Below are 15,677 nucleotides of genomic sequence, written 5' to 3'. Positions count from 1 at the left end.
TAAGTATTTGTACTATAGAAGCTCATTGTATTATATACATCGATACCCCTTGATTTTTGTCTGTAGAATTTCGATATCGAGAATAACGAATCTTATGAAGGAATAAAATTTTTATGTCTGATGAAAAAAACAAATTTACTGACTCTTCATTTGAAAATTGTGATTTAAAAAATCCAGCTGATCGTAATACACTTAAACAGGCAGCCGATGAATTTTTAAAAACACAAAAAACAGAGGAACACGAAGACGTTGAAAAAGAAAGCAATGAGGTTAGTGATCTTTTAGCGTCTTTGCAGGATGAAAATAAAGAACTGAAAGATCAGCTTTTACGTCTTGTTGCAGATATGGAAAATCTTCGACGCCGTACTATGCGAGATGTGGCGGATGCAAAGGCTTATTCCATTGCTAATTTTGCACGGGATATGTTATCGGTTTCTGACAATCTCAATCGTGCTTTGGAAGCCATTCCAGAAGGGGCAAAGGAGAGTGATGCTGGTTTGAAATCATTGGCAGAAGGCGTTGAAATGACTGAACGTGCCATGATGGCAGCATTAGAACGTCATGGGGTGCAGAAAATTCATCCAGAGGGACAAAAATTTGATCCTCATTTTCATCAAGCGATGTTTGAAATTCCTAATGCCGATGTTCCAGATAACACTGTTCAACAAGTTGTTCAGGCAGGTTATATTATCGGGGAAAGGGTGTTACGTCCAGCTATAGTGGGTGTAGCTAAAGGAGGAGCAAAAGAAGCTTCTGGTGAAGCTGATTCTGCTTAAAATACATCAATAATAAATCTCCAACATAAAATGCAGTATTCCCTGCAATTACACATATATGAGGTCTTTTCTCAAAGAGTTTTTAAAGGGTGTTATAAACACCCTTTTATCTTTGAAGCGCCCAACTTCCTTTTACAAGATACACGGACTCGCTTGAGGGAGATGACGATGAAAATAAAACAAAGTGATCGACCTCAAAAGGAGGGATAAAAAAATCATCTTGAAAAGATAGATAAGAAGAAAGATCTTCAAGATTGATATCAAATATTCGTGCAAGAGTAATATGCGGAATAAATTGTCTTTCATCAGGCTTTAACTCTAATTTATTCCGGATATATTGCATCTTTTCATGTAAAAGATTAAGCTTTTCACAAGGTTCAATGCGAACTACAAGAGAATGGGGAGCATTTTCTGAACCAAAAACTTCAAAACCATCTATTTGTAGCATAAAAGGAGAGAGCTTTATTGTATCAAAGGCGTGCATAAGTGCATCTGCGGTAGCACTTTCAACTTCACCGAAAAAAGATAAGGTGACGTGAAAATTTTGCGGGTTGATCCATTGCGCTTTTGGTAAGCCATTTTGCAACGATACAAGTTGTTGTGTTGTTTGTTGAGGAATCTGAAGGGCACTAAATAGACGACCCATAATATTATCTCCTTATAATGAAAGATGCTATTCCAAGCACAATATAGATAATAAGGGCGAGGCATGTACCATAGAAAATAAGGCAATAGTATTGAAAAAGAATGTCTAAAAAATGCTTACTATAATTATGAGCGTACAAAGCTTATTCGTTTTAAAAAATGGTTATGATATCGATAAGAATTGCGTTTTCATGAGCTGTATCACAATGATGTGCAATGGAAGATTACTTATGTATTATATGGAAGATTACTTATGTATTATAAAGACTACAAAGTGAGCAGAAAATAAGAAAAGTTGATAGATTTTTGATGTGCGAAATTATTTTGACATCTATCTTTAGCCTAAAATAAAGCATATTCTAATACAAGGTGAAGAGTTCTCTTTTTCTGTAAAGATTTAATTATACGGTTAAGTCGGGTAATAGCCGTAATACGCAAAACTATTCAAATTGATCAAATAATGTTAGGAAAGGAAGGAAAAACTCCAGTATAATAAAATTACTATAAGCTTTTACATTTATGATAATTATGCCAATCCATAATGGATATGAATATTGGTATAAAAGTGGGAAGAGAAATTAAAATTCAAAATAATGATGGAAAGTTCCTATTTTCTAAGAATCATCATCCTTATTTATGGTGAGAAAGCGCTAGTTTTCCTCTCCAAAGTTGTTGTTGATAAGCTTTTCAAGAGCATTAAGAGCATCTGTTGCTTCTGGTCCTGAAACACGAATGGTGAGGTTGCAACCGGATGAAGCCGCTAGCATCATAAGTCCCATAATTGATGATCCACCAACGATTTTTCCATCCTTTTCAACTTCAACAGTAACATTAAAATTGTCAACAGTTTGTACAAATTTTGCAGAAGCACGTGCATGCAAGCCACGTTTATTACAGATATTGAAATGACGACTTATACATGGGAGGGTATCTTTGGAAAACATTGGTATTTTATTATCCGCTATAAAATCATACTTGGTACATTAATATATTTACGCCCTGCTTCTTGTGCTATTCTTAACGCGTCTGATAATGAAATATCAGGACATTTGCGAATAGAAATCAGTTTAATAAGCATGGGCAAATTAACACCCGCAATCATTTCAACGCGTCCTTTTTCAATAGCAGGAATAGCTATATTCGATGGTGTTCCACCGAACACATCTGTTAATATGATTACGCCATGATCCGTATCTGTATCGGTTACTGCGGCTATAACATCACCTCGGCGCTGATCTATATCGTCATCGGGATAAACGCATATTGTTGCGAACTTTTCTTGTACACCAACAACATGTTCCACGGCATGTAAAAATTCGACAGCCAGCTCACCGTGCGTTACAAGCACGAGTCCAATCATTTACGCAAACTCCTGTTAACTAATAAGATCCGACCATATTGGTGGGAAACACATTTTACAAGGCTTTGTCTTGCTGCCAAGAAAAATTTGCAAAAAAAAGGCAAAAATTGTGATTTTTTTATCTTTAGAAAAAAATTAGACAGATTTTTGCCATATTTTTCTAAACAAAAATGCTTCAATAGCTTGACAAATGGCTGTACAATCGGCTTCACGAAGAGAGGGAAGTTTTAAAAGAGGAATGTGCAAATCTTCAAATTGGAAAGTTTTATTTGTGGAAAAACGTTCATATTCTGGACCGAGAAAAATAACACAATCGATAGTTGTGTGCTTTTCAAATTCTATCATATAAAGACCAACGCCACGAATCTCGATACCGCCCTCTAAATTATCAGGAGTGTATCCGTGAAGCTTTCCATTTTCCGCACGCAACATTGTATAATCATCACTAATAAGCTTCGCTTCACGTTTTGACCACTCAGCACGGTCGAGCAAAGAAAGGGTAAGGGTTGATTTTCCTGATCCCGATGGACCTATAATTAACAGCCCCTTGCCGCCTAATTGAAGGCAATTTGCGTGGAGTATTTCACATTTTGTTTTCATGTCTTTTACTTTGGATAAAAGATTTATTTAGCGAGGGGAAGCATAATAATAAAACGTGCACCAGTTTTACACTTTCCAAGTGTAGGATCAATAATATTTTCGGCTGTAATTGTCCCATTATGAGCCTCGATGATTTGCCGACTAATAGAAAGGCCAAGACCAGAGTTTTGTCCAAAAGCATCTTCGTTTGGTCGATCTGTATAAAAACGCTCAAAAATGCGTTCAATATTTTCTGAACGAATACCTGGGCCATTATCTTCAATGGTTAAAATAAGGGTTGAAGCATGACTTTTCATAGTAATGCAAATTTTGCCACGATTCCGAGGAATAAAAGAACGTGCATTTTCAAGAAGGTTTGAAATCACTTGCCCTAAACGGAGTTCATGTCCCAATACAAGATAGGCTTTTCCATGAGGACGTGGGACAATATTAAGGCTTATATCAATGGTTTGCGTATTACGATACACTTCCTGAACAGCATGAACAAGACTTTCCAAAAGCGGTGTCATATCAACAATCTCTGCGGTTTCTCGTGCAAGCTCTGCATCGAGCCGCGATGCATCAGAAATATCTGTAATCAACCGATCAAGACGGCGCACATCATGTTGAATAATTTCAAGCAACTTCTCTTGTGCTTCTTCATTTTTAGCTAGGGGGAGCGTTTCAACAGCACTGCGTAGGGAGGTGAGAGGATTTTTTAATTCGTGGCTTACATCAGCAGCAAAGCGTTCAATGGCTTCAATACGCATATAAAGGGCATTAGTCATATCACGAATAGAGGTCGAAAGGTGACCAATTTCATCTTCACGCATTGAAAAATCAGGAATTTCTACACGCTGATTATTGCCATTACGCACTCGATTAGCCGAGGCAGATAATTTACTTAATGGATGGGCAATCGTATGGGCCAAAAAGAGAGAAAGAACCAAAAGTACGCTGCCTACAACGGCAAAAACTTTAAAGATAACCAGCCTTTCACCTTTTACAATGTTATCAATATCAGAACCAGTAGTTGAAAGAAGAAGAGCTCCAACCACTGCGCGATAGCGTTGAACAGGAACGGCAACAGAAACAATTAATTGACCTTGTCTATTGCGTCTTTTAGCCGTAGCAAGAGATCCGTTTAATGCGCGGTACACTTCTGGATAAGCAATACCACTGGTTTTTGTTTGTTCTCTGTCAAGAGCAATACCTTTGCCATAAAATGTACTTGAATACCATGAAGTAAGGCGATCCCACATGCTTTGTTCTGTTTTAAGTGGGGGTAAATCATAACTGAAAACTTCTCCACTAGAATAAAGAACGCGCGAATCAAGAAGGAGAGTAGCATCACGATCATAGATACGTGCTCTTGTCGTTTTAGGTGTGATGAGACGTCGTAAAAGAGGGGCAACTTGCTCAGGGTTAATAGGGAAATCCCAAGAATCGGTTGATTGAGGGGCGGGTGTAACGCTTTCACCAGTTTGTAACTCTAAGAGTTTTTGGGGATCAATGAGGATAGAATTTGTATCTACTGTTGCAGAAGCAGCAATAGCCCCAGCAATAATTTTTCCTTGGGTACATAAACTTTTAATTTTTGCTTCAATTAAACCATCGCGAAATTGGTTAAGGTATAAAATGCCTGTAACTAAAATGGCAAGGGCAGCAATGTTTAATATAACAATGCGACGTGTGAGGCTGGAAAAAAGCAATTGTCTAAAGAGACGTTGTGTTCGGAGATGCAAACGGGCAAACATAAGAAATGGCGTTGAGGATGTACCATTAACAGTTGTTTTTTGTAAAGTTTCCAGTTGAGAATTGTCTGTCATCGATTTGATTGCCGTTCAAATTTTTGCGACAAAGTAGTTTTATACCTCGTGGAAACGATAACCTACACCATAAAGTGTTTCAATCATTGCAAAATCATCATCCACTTGTTTAAACTTTTTACGCAGACGTTTAATGTGACTATCAATGGTGCGATCATCTACGTATACTTGATCACTATAGGCAGCATCCATTAAAGCATCACGACTTTTTACAACTCCTGGTCTTTGTGCTAAGGTTTGCAGAATCAAAAACTCCGTAACGGTTAAAATAACAGGTTTATCTTTCCATGTACAGGTGTGGCGTTCTTGATCCATCACAAGATCTCCACGTTTGAGAGAAGAGGTGGAAGAAGTTCCTGTAGAAAGTGGTTGGTTACGTGCATTAGAACGGCGCAAAATAGCTTTCACGCGTTCAATGAGAAGACGTTGGGAGAAAGGTTTAGTAATAAAATCATCAGCTCCCATTTTGAGACCAAATAATTCATCAATTTCATCATCTTTAGAGGTAAGAAAAATAACTGGAAGATCAGATTTTTGACGTAAACGACGCAAGAGTTCCATCCCATCCATTCGGGGCATTTTAATATCAAAAATAGCTAAGTGTGGAGGGTGAAGTGTGAGGCCTTTGAGTGCAGATGCCCCATCTGTATAGCTTTCAACCCGATATCCTTCTGTCTCAAGCGCAAAAGATAAAGATGTCAAAATATTGCGATCATCATCAACAAGTACAATTGTTTGTGTGATTGTTGGTGTATCTTTCATGGTTTCTTAGACCTTTCTATTGCTGTGGTAGCAAATTACCCACACTTATTTATATGGGAGTTCATATTTTTTTTGCAAAACAAATATGATACAAATTGTAGCAAAGTAAAAAACCTTTTGTCATTACTGTAAAATCTTGTTTTGCTTTCATAATTTATAATGTTTCTACGTCTATTAAGATCCCTTCGTTTGAGAGAAAATTTTCATAAAGGCTTTTTTTATCAAGGTTTATTACAAAGTTTATTATTGTATTTGTCCCATAATTGAACAGGTATAGTTTTGATTGTTGAAGTTTAGAAAATCTGCCTATGTGTTTTAAGAGCAAAGAAAAGAATGTGGCAATATATGCACAAAAATTTGTTTCTGCTACACGAAAGGAGGTTGTAATGGGATTTTTTAATTTTATTAAAACTGTAGGGGAAAAGTTAGGTATTGGGGACCATGAACCAAAAGAAAAAGATTTTAAGACAGCATTTGATCATTTTCAACTTGGTACAGAAAAAGTAAATATTCAAGTTGAAGACGGTAAAGCTATTTTAAGCGGTGAAGTTCCAGACAGGGAAACACTTGAAAAAGCACTGCTGGTTGTTGGCAATTCACAAGGTATCTCTTCTGTAGATGTTGATCAATTAAAGGTTATAGATACAACGCCTAGAAAACCTTCTCGCTTTTATGAGGTTAAATCTGGTGATAATCTTTGGAAAATTGCTGAAGAGGTTTATGGAAAAGGGCAAGGTAATAAAAACACGTTTATTTTTGAAGCCAATAAGCCAATGCTAAAATCTCCCGATAAAATTTATCCTGGACAAGTTTTACGTATTCCTGAAATTGATCATAGTTAATTCATCAAAGGGGAGAAATTTTTGCTGATAGCATTAAACAAAAAATGAAGAAGCGTGCAAAAATTTCACGCTTCTTCATTTTAAGAGTGTGCATTATAAAAAAGGAGCTTAGTGGCTAGGAGAGGATTTAGAAGGTGATGGTGCTTTCATAGCGTTTACAGAGAAATCAACATCAATCGTTCCTGCTTTCTCAAATGTCAATTTTGCGCTAATTTTATCACCTAACTTGAATGGTTGTGAAAGCCCCATAAACATAATATGATCACCGCCAGGCTTAAGCGTGATTTCGCCATTTCCCGGAATTTCAATGCCATTGTGCATTTTTTCCATTTTCATAATATCATTAACGACAGCCATAGAGTGTATCTCTGTTGTTTTTACTCCGTTTGTGGAAATAGAAACCAAACGGTCTGGGGTATTGCTGTGATTAATAATGTAGAGATAACCGCTACCAACTCTTATACCTCTAGGTGTTTCGCGTGTCCAAGGATTGAGAATTTCTATGTCGCCAAGTTTATATTGCTGAGCACCTGCTGGCAGGGTTACACTAGCAAAAAGAAGAGCACACACGATATTTATGATAACCTTTTTGTATGAATATTGTGTATGTATTATATTCTTAAAGATAAGATTTGTTATTTTCTTAATAATAGATGTCATCATTGATTTACCCTCCTTCATAAGATTCACACTTTGAATAACTTTTTATTTTAGCAGAGCTTTTATTTAAAATAAAAGAAAGAAATGCTAAAATGAAATTGATTTGAATATGAGAATAAAAATCATAGAATTCTTGGATTTCAAAGGAAGATAATAAGGTTTACAATGACAACACACCTCTTAACGCTTCCGTGTTCATCTCATAATAGTGTTTGTAAATGGTATAAAATCTATGATGCACTACTGTTTTATTTAATAAAGATATAACACAGAGCAATCATCAACCACTTTACCAATTTTAATATTACGACAGCTCTTGGTATTTTAAAGCATTTATACAGAGGCTTTTTAATATATTTTCAAGTTCAAAATTATACAGTTAAGAAAAAATGCTTTAGGTGAGTTTAAAACACATCTTTCAAATAGCAGTAAACAATGAGACCGTTAAAAGGAGAATTTTTAAAAGGAGATCGATAGATAATACCTCTACTGATATGAGCATTAGATATGATGACTATTTTAGTCCAAGGAAAATTTATAATATTCGTGATATAAATTATTCGCCTTTTAAAAAGCTTTTACGTGAGTATCATTTTATTAATGATGAGAAGATCAAGAGCGAGAGTGCAATCACTCTTTTGTTTTTTTAATTTTTATAGAAAGATATATTTATTGAGAATTGCAAGAAAAATATATTATGATCTCAAGTTTCTCATAAATATGGTATTTATGGGTCATTAGAGCGCCTATTTTAAAATAAATTTTTTATTTTGGAGATGTTTCTCTCATTATTCTCTTGTAGCAATAAAAGCCTGTTCTTATATACGAGGCAGCAAGGCTTATTGCGACTTGCAATTTTTTATTATTTTATGTTGCTTGAAGCAATGTATGGGCTTTGAGTGTTATGAGGAGCTGTCTTAAAAAGATGCTTTATGAAGGTTGAGGTAGCTTGCTGAATGGAGATTATAATATGGCAAAAGTAATTGGTATTGATTTGGGGACAACGAACTCTTGTGTGGCTGTTATGGATGGCAAAAACGCAAAGGTTATCGAGAACTCAGAAGGAGCACGAACAACACCTTCCGTTGTTGCCTTTACTGATGGGGGAGAGCGGCTTGTTGGACAGCCTGCTAAACGGCAGGCGGTAACAAATCCCGAAGGGACAGTTTTTGCAGTTAAACGTTTGATAGGGCGTCGTTTTGATGATCCTATGGTTGAAAAAGATAAAGCACTTGTGCCTTATAAAATTGTTAAAGGTGACAATGGTGATGCATGGGTTGAAGAAGCGGGTAAGAAATATTCTCCATCGCAAATTTCAGCTATGATTTTGCAAAAGATGAAGGAAACAGCTGAATCTTATCTGGGTGAAAAAGTTGAACAAGCGGTTATTACTGTTCCTGCTTATTTTAATGATGCGCAACGTCAAGCGACTAAAGATGCGGGTAAAATTGCTGGACTTGAAGTTTTACGGATTATTAATGAGCCGACTGCTGCTGCTTTAGCTTACGGTTTGGATAAAAAAGACGGAAAAACAATTGCTGTTTACGACCTTGGTGGTGGTACATTTGATATTTCAGTACTTGAAATTGGAGATGGCGTTTTTGAAGTTAAATCAACCAATGGAGATACGTTTTTAGGGGGTGAAGACTTTGACATGCGCTTGGTTGGTTATTTTGCAGATGAATTCAAAAAAGAGCAAGGAATTGATCTGAAAAATGATAAATTAGCTTTACAGCGCTTAAAAGAAGCGGCAGAAAAAGCAAAAATTGAGCTTTCTTCGTCACAGCAAACAGAAATCAATTTACCATTTATCACGGCAGATCAATCAGGTCCCAAGCACTTAACAATGAAATTGACTCGGGCAAAATTTGAATCTCTGGTTGACGATTTAGTGCAGCGCACCATCGAGCCTTGTAAAGCTGCGTTAAAAGATGCTGGATTAAAGGCCGGTGAGATTGACGAAGTTGTTTTAGTGGGTGGTATGACACGTATGCCCAAGATTCAGCAAGTCGTGCAAAGCTTCTTTGGTAAGGATCCACACAAAGGCGTTAATCCTGATGAAGTTGTTGCAATGGGTGCTGCCATTCAAGGGGGTGTATTGCAAGGCGATGTCAAAGACGTGTTGCTTCTAGATGTAACACCTTTATCCTTGGGGATCGAAACCTTGGGTGGTGTTTTTACACGTCTCATTGAGCGCAATACCACTATCCCAACGAAAAAATCTCAAGTTTTTTCAACAGCTGATGATAACCAGAGTGCTGTGACTATTCGTGTTTTCCAAGGTGAACGGGAAATGGCGAGCGATAATAAGTTATTGGCTCAATTTGATCTTGTTGGTATTCCTCCAGCACCACGTGGTATACCTCAAATTGAAGTTACTTTTGATATTGATGCGAATGGTATTGTTAATGTTTCTGCCAAAGATAAGGGAACTGGTAAAGAGCATCAAATTCGTATTCAGGCATCAGGTGGTTTAAGTGATGCTGATATTGAAAAAATGGTACAGGATGCGGAAGAGCATGCAGCTGAGGATAAAAAACGCCGTGAAGGTGTTGAAGCTAGAAATCAAGCGGAAGCTCTTATTCATTCAACTGAAAAGTCACTCAATGAATATGGCGATAAAGTATCAGCTGAAGAAAAAGGACAGATTGAAACAGCAATATCTGATTTGAAATCTGCGCTTGAAGGCAGTGATACTGAAGAAGTAACAACAAAGATGCAAAAATTAGCTGAAGTCAGTATGAAGCTTGGACAGGCTATGTATGAAGCTTCACAAGCAGCGAGCGCTGACACTGAGACAGAAGCAAAGAATGATGATGTTGTTGATGCTGATTTTGAAGAAGTTAATGATAAGAAGAAATAGTGTCAGCATATGTGTTGATTAATTTATAAACCCGGCCTTTGAAATATAAGGCTGGGCTTTATTATTTGAGTGAGTTGCAACTTTGTTGCTAAAAATATAAATTAAAAGCAATCTTATCCATAAAAATGGATGACAGAGAAATTATCAGGAATACATGATGAAGGTTGACTATTATGAAATTCTTGGCGTGACTCGTGAATGTGATGATAAAAAGTTGAAATCTGCTTTTCGTAAGTTGGCAATGCAATATCATCCTGATCGCAACGCCGGGGATAAAGAGGCAGAGCGAAAATTCAAAGAAATTGGCGAAGCCTACGAAGTCCTTAAAGATCCCCAAAAGCGTGCTGCTTATGATCGATTTGGTCATGCGGCCTTTGAAAATAGCGGTAGTCAAGGAGGAGCAAATCCCTTTGGAGGTTTTGCTGCTGGTGGTGGCTTTGCTGATATTTTTGAAGATTTTTTTGGCGAAATTATGGGAGGTGCGCACCGTAAGCGTGGTGATGGTCGCGAACGTGGTGCAGATCTGAGTTATAATATGGAAATAACCTTAGAAGAGGTATTTTCAGGAAAAACTGCAGAAATTACTATTCCCAGTTCCGTTACGTGCGATGTTTGTGAAGGATCAGGAGCGAGAAAGGGTTCTAAGCCGCAAGTTTGTGGAACATGTCATGGATCTGGTCGTGTGCGTGCTGCACAAGGTTTCTTTTCTATTGAGCGAACATGTCCTTCATGTCATGGACGTGGTGAAACTATTACAGATCCATGCCCAAAATGTCAGGGGACACGACGCATAGAGAAAAAACGTTCATTGAGCGTGAATGTTCCAGCTGGTATTGAAGATGGAACGCGTATTCGCCTTTCTGGTGAGGGTGATGCTGGTATTCGTGGTGGCCCCAATGGTGATCTTTATATTTTTCTTTCCGTTAAACCGCATGAATTTTTTCAGCGAGAAGGAGCAGATCTTCACTGTCGCGTTCCCATTTCAATGGTAACAGCTGCTTTAGGAGGAGAGTTTGAAGTTTCCGATCTTGATGGTGTTAAAGCGCGTGTTAAGATCCCAGAAGGGACACAAAATGGACGTCAGTTCCGCCTTAAGGGCAAGGGTATGCCCATGTTGCGTCGGCAGCAAGCAAGGGGTGACCTTTACATCCATATCACGATTGAGACACCACAGAAATTAACGCAAGAGCAACGTGAACTATTGCAAAAATTTGAAAAACTTTCAAATCATGAGAACTCACCGCAATCACATGGCTTTTTTTCACGTATGAAAGAATTTTTTGAAAATATTTCTGGTTAAATATGTGAATGTTCTCAGAATAGATTAGAAAAAACTTTTGGAAGGTTATTTTAATTAAGCTTTCTATAGTCTTAATCATCTGTGAAAAGCATTTTTTTCTTGAAAAGAAAAGAGAGAAACGATTAATTTAGGGTAAGTGCCTGCCGCTGATAGTTTTTTACATTTCACGAGTTTTATGGATAAGTCTTATTTTTGAGTATCTATGATATTTTAAAAAGGGCTTATCCATACAAGAAGAACGCAATTGAGTGACTAATTTCCAGTGTCATGATAACTGCCTTTATGCATTCAGCATTTTTTGTATTTATTGTTTTACTCAAAATGCCTTTTTAAAAGCCCTGTACTAAAACTGTCAAATAGGGTAGTAGCCTACCAAGAAGTAGCTAAATAAGCTGTTAGACAATCCATCTTTTTGAAATAAAATATCAATTCCTCATAACCAATTTTATTTTTGGCATTTTTGATAGTCTTAAAAATTTCTTGGATAAGGTTACAGTGCTAAGTCAATCTACTTCTTATCTTGGTGATCTGTTAATTTTATTATTATAAGAAAATTTTGTTTTTACCTTACAAAATCAATGGTTGTATATATTCTTATTCATTGTTAAGTATCCATAAACGTAAACTAACGAGTCGAATGTACGGCATAACTTTAAAATTTTTTCAGAACTTTGCTTTTCAATTTTATACATAAAATCATAAAATAATAACGTTTTGTACGCCTGTTTTGTTTAATTTTTCGCTGTCAATTTTTTGAGGAAGTTGTTTTCTTGTTTCATTTCGTTATTACTTTTCCTAAATTCCACTAAGAGATGGTAAAAAGTGATGAGGAGGCTCTATTAATGGATGATGCTAAAAACGGTGCTGTAGATGTTTTAGAAAAACAAGCAGCATTTCTATCGTCTGCTTTACCATATATGCAAAAATACGAAAATGAAACGGTTGTGGTAAAATATGGCGGTCATGCTATGGGTGATCCTGCCTTGGGGCGAGCATTCGCGCGTGATATTGCTCTATTAAAGCAATCGGGGATTAACCCTGTTGTTGTTCATGGTGGAGGACCTCAAATTGCTGAAATTTTGATGAAAATGGGGATTGAATCACGATTTGAAAACGGTTTACGGGTAACCGACGAGCGGATCGTTGAAGTCGTTGAAATGGTTTTGGCCGGTTCCATAAACAAAGAAATTGTCGCTCTCATCAATGCAGAGGGTGAATGGGCAATAGGATTATGTGGCAAGGACGGCAATATGGTTTTTGCCGAAAAGGCTTATAAAACTGTCATTGATCCTGATTCGAATATTGAACGTGTTTTAGATTTGGGATTTGTTGGTGAGCCTATTGAAGTTGATCGCACATTGCTGGATCTTTTAGCATGTTCTGAAATGATACCAGTTCTTGCTCCTGTGGCTCCAGGACGCGATGGAAAAACCTATAATATTAATGCTGATATTTTTGCTGGAGCTATTGCTGGTGCATTAGAGGCTAAACGCCTTTTATTTCTCACTGATGTTCCTGGTGTTTTGGATAAACAGGGCCAACTTTTAAAAGAATTGACAGTTTCTGAAGCAGAGAAACTTATCAAAAATGGAACAATTTCAGGAGGCATGATTCCAAAAGTAGAGACTTGTATAAAAGCCCTTCAAAATGGTGTGGAAGGTGTTGTCATTTTAAATGGTAAAACTCCTCATTCTGTTTTACTAGAACTGTTTACCGAACAGGGAGTTGGAACGCTTATTGTTTCATAAATTGTGCGGAAAATTGGAGGAGAAAGCCTTTCATGACAAATATAAAACAGCTTAAATATCCTTTATTAAGTAAGCCAGAATTAGCAATATTTGTTGCAACAATATTGTGGGGTATTACATTTTTAGTCATTCATATTGCGGTACGCTATAGTGGTCCCCTGTTTTTTGTTGGATTTCGTTTTATTGTTGCATCTCTTATATGTGGAGCAATTTTTTGGCGCTCTATAAAAGGTATAACGGTTTATGAAGTTTTCGCTGGGATGGCGATTGGTTTAGCCATGTTTTTAGGTTATGCTTTTCAAGCAGCTGGACTTCAAACGATTATTAGTAGTCAGTCGGCTTTTATTACAGCGCTTTATGTACCGATGGTTCCAATCTTGCAATGGATTGTTTTTAAAAAACCTCCCCGTTTTGCTTGTTGGGTTGGTATTGTTTTCGCTTTTATTGGGCTTGTTCTTGTTTCAGGACAAAAGCCGGGGAATTTTGATTTTTCAAAAGGCGAAATTTTGACTTTGTTAGGCGCTTTAGCGATTGCTGGAGAAGTCATACTCATCGGAATTTTTGCCAATAAGGTTGATAGTCGGCGTGTGACCATTATTCAGTTATTTTTTAGTGGTTTTTTTTCATTTTCTTGTATGCCTTTAATGGGTGAAAGCATTCCTGAATTTTCGTGGGTATGGTTTAGTATTGGCATCGGATTGGCATTAATGAGTGCCATCATTCAATTGGCTATGAATTGGGCACAAAAGTCTATTTCCCCTACACGTGCAACACTCATTTACGCAGGTGAACCGGTATGGGCTGGTATTGTTGGGCGTTTGGCTGGAGAGCATTTATCCCCGTTAGCATTATTAGGTGGCTTGCTTATTCTGATTGGGATCATTGTGGCTGAATTACAACCTTCACAATGGCGTAAAAAAAACAAAGCAATTGAAAAAATTGATTAGCTATGCACCTTTACTATTATGATTTTATTACATGAGATTTTTGCTTGCAAAGTTTTCATTTTTGAGGCTTTTTTTTAATATGGAGATAAAGGAGGTTTTATAAGCTATTCCAGCTTTTGTATAGTAAATTGGAGCAATAATATTTATCTGTCTTCTTAACCTCTGAAACGGGAAGTCAACCTTCATTGAGTCAAAGCATGAAGTGGTAAAGACAAAAAACAACTCTCATCTTTACTGTTATTGTTAAATTTAGCTTTACAATTTTCAAAAACATCCATGGTAATTTTTTTGAATAATAAAAATTACGCACCGTTGCACGTTATTCCTTTTGTTATTTCATGGGATCACGCTTTTCACGTAAAATAGAACGCCTAAAGCAGCCTCCCATAATGTTGTATATTAACGCGTTTTTTAAAAAGACAATTTTCTTAATATACATCATATTCATTGACGGTCCGCGTGAAGTATAGAAAAACCACAGAGCATCATCGTTTTACTTAAATAAAAGGCACTAGCATTTTCTTTGTCAGTTCTCAATATTACGACAGCCTTTGGCATTTGAAAGAGAGAGAGGCATGTTTACTCATTTCTTAAACGTTTTTATCCATATACTAGCCCTGTTTTATAATGGGGAAGCAAAAAATTTGATTGATTCACTATGAAAAGATTTAAAATGAGAAAGGCTCGCGATATTCAGAGTTTTAATTTAAATTGAAAAACAATAAACGATCATTATAAATCAATGCATTATCCAATGAATCGAAGAGGATTGGTGTTTTTTATCTTTAATGGATGGAGGAAGGAGTTGTATAAAAGGTACATAAAAACATCACTCAATAGAGCATATTTCTAAAGTTTTAAAAATTGAGAAGAAACTCCCTCGATATTCATGTTATTTTATATAAGATTGCTAAAAAAAGCAGGTTATTGCGTATAAATAAAAAAGCATTTCTTGCGAATTTTATTGCAAGCTTAAGTGATATACACGCCCATCATATAAATATTATAACACATTGATTTATAATTATAATATAGAATTATTCACATTGAATTAGAACCCTGAATACCGTAAAACTTTCTCACTTCAAATCGTTTTCATATTAAATCAATCCAAGTCTACTTGCTGACACGTTACAAGCAGGTAGTCCATGTGGGTAAAAACTGTACAAGAAAGGCATATCTCTTATAAACTTTTTCAAGTGTAAAGGATTGTTGCAACATTGGAGACTGGCAAAATGTATGATGGTATCGGTTTATCCAGCATATGAGTCATAAAATAAGATGCGAAAGTATCATTTTAGCACCGTTGGATTTAATTTAGCAAATAAAAGCCTCATTTTTTAGGTTATGAAAAGTTGTGTTTTGA

The 15,677-nt window shown here is 36.5% G+C and carries 13 protein-coding genes; 6 read left to right on the top strand and 7 right to left on the bottom strand.

Annotated elements, in window-relative coordinates:
* Positions 1 to 113: 113 nt before the first annotated feature.
* Positions 114 to 776: a nucleotide exchange factor GrpE gene (gene grpE / locus ACFIJ8_RS02000; RefSeq protein ID WP_375627985.1), complete on the top strand. Its 663-nt coding sequence runs from the start codon at positions 114 to 116 to the stop codon at positions 774 to 776.
* A gap of 106 nt (positions 777 to 882) precedes the next feature.
* Here grpE and thpR read toward each other — a convergent pair whose 3' ends face one another.
* From thpR to ACFIJ8_RS01970, 6 genes are all read right to left on the bottom strand, one after another.
* Positions 883 to 1,422 (bottom strand): RNA 2',3'-cyclic phosphodiesterase, encoded by a 540-nt coding sequence (gene thpR, locus ACFIJ8_RS01995; RefSeq protein ID WP_375626189.1) that lies wholly within the window; start codon positions 1,420 to 1,422, stop codon positions 883 to 885.
* A gap of 649 nt (positions 1,423 to 2,071) precedes the next feature.
* Entirely contained in the window at positions 2,072 to 2,365 is a 294-nt protein-coding gene (locus ACFIJ8_RS01990) for an HPr family phosphocarrier protein (RefSeq protein ID WP_012754483.1), read from the bottom strand.
* A 17-nt stretch (positions 2,366 to 2,382) separates the two neighbouring features.
* Positions 2,383 to 2,781 (bottom strand): PTS sugar transporter subunit IIA, encoded by a 399-nt coding sequence (locus ACFIJ8_RS01985; protein WP_375626191.1) that lies wholly within the window; start codon positions 2,779 to 2,781, stop codon positions 2,383 to 2,385.
* 135 nt (positions 2,782 to 2,916) lie between these two features.
* Positions 2,917 to 3,381, bottom strand: coding sequence for an HPr kinase/phosphatase C-terminal domain-containing protein (locus tag ACFIJ8_RS01980; RefSeq protein WP_273787504.1), 465 nt, complete (start codon positions 3,379 to 3,381; stop codon positions 2,917 to 2,919).
* A 23-nt stretch (positions 3,382 to 3,404) separates the two neighbouring features.
* Positions 3,405 to 5,189 carry a stimulus-sensing domain-containing protein gene (locus ACFIJ8_RS01975; protein WP_375627983.1) on the bottom strand — a complete coding sequence of 595 codons (1,785 nt, stop codon included), beginning with the start codon at positions 5,187 to 5,189 and terminating at the stop codon, positions 3,405 to 3,407.
* A gap of 39 nt (positions 5,190 to 5,228) precedes the next feature.
* Positions 5,229 to 5,951 (bottom strand): response regulator transcription factor, encoded by a 723-nt coding sequence (locus tag ACFIJ8_RS01970; RefSeq protein ID WP_005774392.1) that lies wholly within the window; start codon positions 5,949 to 5,951, stop codon positions 5,229 to 5,231.
* A 386-nt stretch (positions 5,952 to 6,337) separates the two neighbouring features.
* Here ACFIJ8_RS01970 and lysM point away from each other — a divergent pair, with 386 nt between their 5' ends.
* Complete coding sequence (gene lysM / locus ACFIJ8_RS01965; RefSeq protein WP_012754487.1) at positions 6,338 to 6,793, top strand: peptidoglycan-binding protein LysM; 456 nt, start codon at positions 6,338 to 6,340, stop codon at positions 6,791 to 6,793.
* Between the two features lie 108 nt (positions 6,794 to 6,901).
* Here lysM and ACFIJ8_RS01960 read toward each other — a convergent pair whose 3' ends face one another.
* Positions 6,902 to 7,456 (bottom strand): copper chaperone PCu(A)C, encoded by a 555-nt coding sequence (locus tag ACFIJ8_RS01960; protein ID WP_273787502.1) that lies wholly within the window; start codon positions 7,454 to 7,456, stop codon positions 6,902 to 6,904.
* 967 nt (positions 7,457 to 8,423) lie between these two features.
* Between ACFIJ8_RS01960 and dnaK the strand changes: the two genes are divergently transcribed.
* The 4 genes from dnaK (at position 8,424) to ACFIJ8_RS01940 (ending at position 14,311) form a co-directional block, all read left to right on the top strand.
* Positions 8,424 to 10,316 carry a molecular chaperone DnaK gene (gene dnaK / locus ACFIJ8_RS01955; protein WP_273722421.1) on the top strand — a complete coding sequence of 631 codons (1,893 nt, stop codon included), beginning with the start codon at positions 8,424 to 8,426 and terminating at the stop codon, positions 10,314 to 10,316.
* A gap of 157 nt (positions 10,317 to 10,473) precedes the next feature.
* The gene (gene dnaJ / locus ACFIJ8_RS01950) at positions 10,474 to 11,616 is read left to right on the top strand and encodes a molecular chaperone DnaJ (protein ID WP_012754490.1); all 1,143 of its coding nucleotides are present in this window, start codon (positions 10,474 to 10,476) and stop codon (positions 11,614 to 11,616) included.
* Between the two features lie 842 nt (positions 11,617 to 12,458).
* Entirely contained in the window at positions 12,459 to 13,364 is a 906-nt protein-coding gene (argB, locus tag ACFIJ8_RS01945; RefSeq protein WP_012754491.1) for an acetylglutamate kinase, read from the top strand.
* A gap of 32 nt (positions 13,365 to 13,396) precedes the next feature.
* Positions 13,397 to 14,311 carry a DMT family transporter gene (locus tag ACFIJ8_RS01940; RefSeq protein WP_273787500.1) on the top strand — a complete coding sequence of 305 codons (915 nt, stop codon included), beginning with the start codon at positions 13,397 to 13,399 and terminating at the stop codon, positions 14,309 to 14,311.
* Positions 14,312 to 15,677: the final 1,366 nt, after the last annotated feature.

The sequence above is a fragment of the Bartonella sp. MF74HXZ genome, assembly GCF_042194445.1.
GTDB classification, from domain to species: Bacteria; Pseudomonadota; Alphaproteobacteria; order Rhizobiales; family Rhizobiaceae; genus Bartonella; species Bartonella grahamii.
This window is presented reverse-complemented; position numbering and strand designations above follow the sequence as displayed.

Excerpts from the sequence above, each read along its gene's own strand:
- lysM (WP_012754487.1), top strand. The coding sequence starts at position 6,338 with ATGGGATTTTTTAATTTTATTAAAACTGTAGGGGAAAAGTTAGGTATT.
- ACFIJ8_RS01990 (WP_012754483.1), bottom strand. The coding sequence starts at position 2,365 with ATGTTTTCCAAAGATACCCTCCCATGTATAAGTCGTCATTTCAATATC.
- dnaJ (WP_012754490.1), top strand. The coding sequence starts at position 10,474 with ATGAAGGTTGACTATTATGAAATTCTTGGCGTGACTCGTGAATGTGAT.
- ACFIJ8_RS01975 (WP_375627983.1), bottom strand. The coding sequence starts at position 5,189 with ATGACAGACAATTCTCAACTGGAAACTTTACAAAAAACAACTGTTAAT.
- ACFIJ8_RS01960 (WP_273787502.1), bottom strand. The coding sequence starts at position 7,456 with ATGATGACATCTATTATTAAGAAAATAACAAATCTTATCTTTAAGAAT.
- dnaK (WP_273722421.1), top strand. The coding sequence starts at position 8,424 with ATGGCAAAAGTAATTGGTATTGATTTGGGGACAACGAACTCTTGTGTG.
- thpR (WP_375626189.1), bottom strand. The coding sequence starts at position 1,422 with ATGGGTCGTCTATTTAGTGCCCTTCAGATTCCTCAACAAACAACACAA.
- argB (WP_012754491.1), top strand. The coding sequence starts at position 12,459 with ATGGATGATGCTAAAAACGGTGCTGTAGATGTTTTAGAAAAACAAGCA.
- ACFIJ8_RS01985 (WP_375626191.1), bottom strand. The coding sequence starts at position 2,781 with ATGATTGGACTCGTGCTTGTAACGCACGGTGAGCTGGCTGTCGAATTT.
- ACFIJ8_RS01980 (WP_273787504.1), bottom strand. The coding sequence starts at position 3,381 with ATGAAAACAAAATGTGAAATACTCCACGCAAATTGCCTTCAATTAGGC.
- ACFIJ8_RS01940 (WP_273787500.1), top strand. The coding sequence starts at position 13,397 with ATGACAAATATAAAACAGCTTAAATATCCTTTATTAAGTAAGCCAGAA.
- ACFIJ8_RS01970 (WP_005774392.1), bottom strand. The coding sequence starts at position 5,951 with ATGAAAGATACACCAACAATCACACAAACAATTGTACTTGTTGATGAT.
- grpE (WP_375627985.1), top strand. The coding sequence starts at position 114 with ATGTCTGATGAAAAAAACAAATTTACTGACTCTTCATTTGAAAATTGT.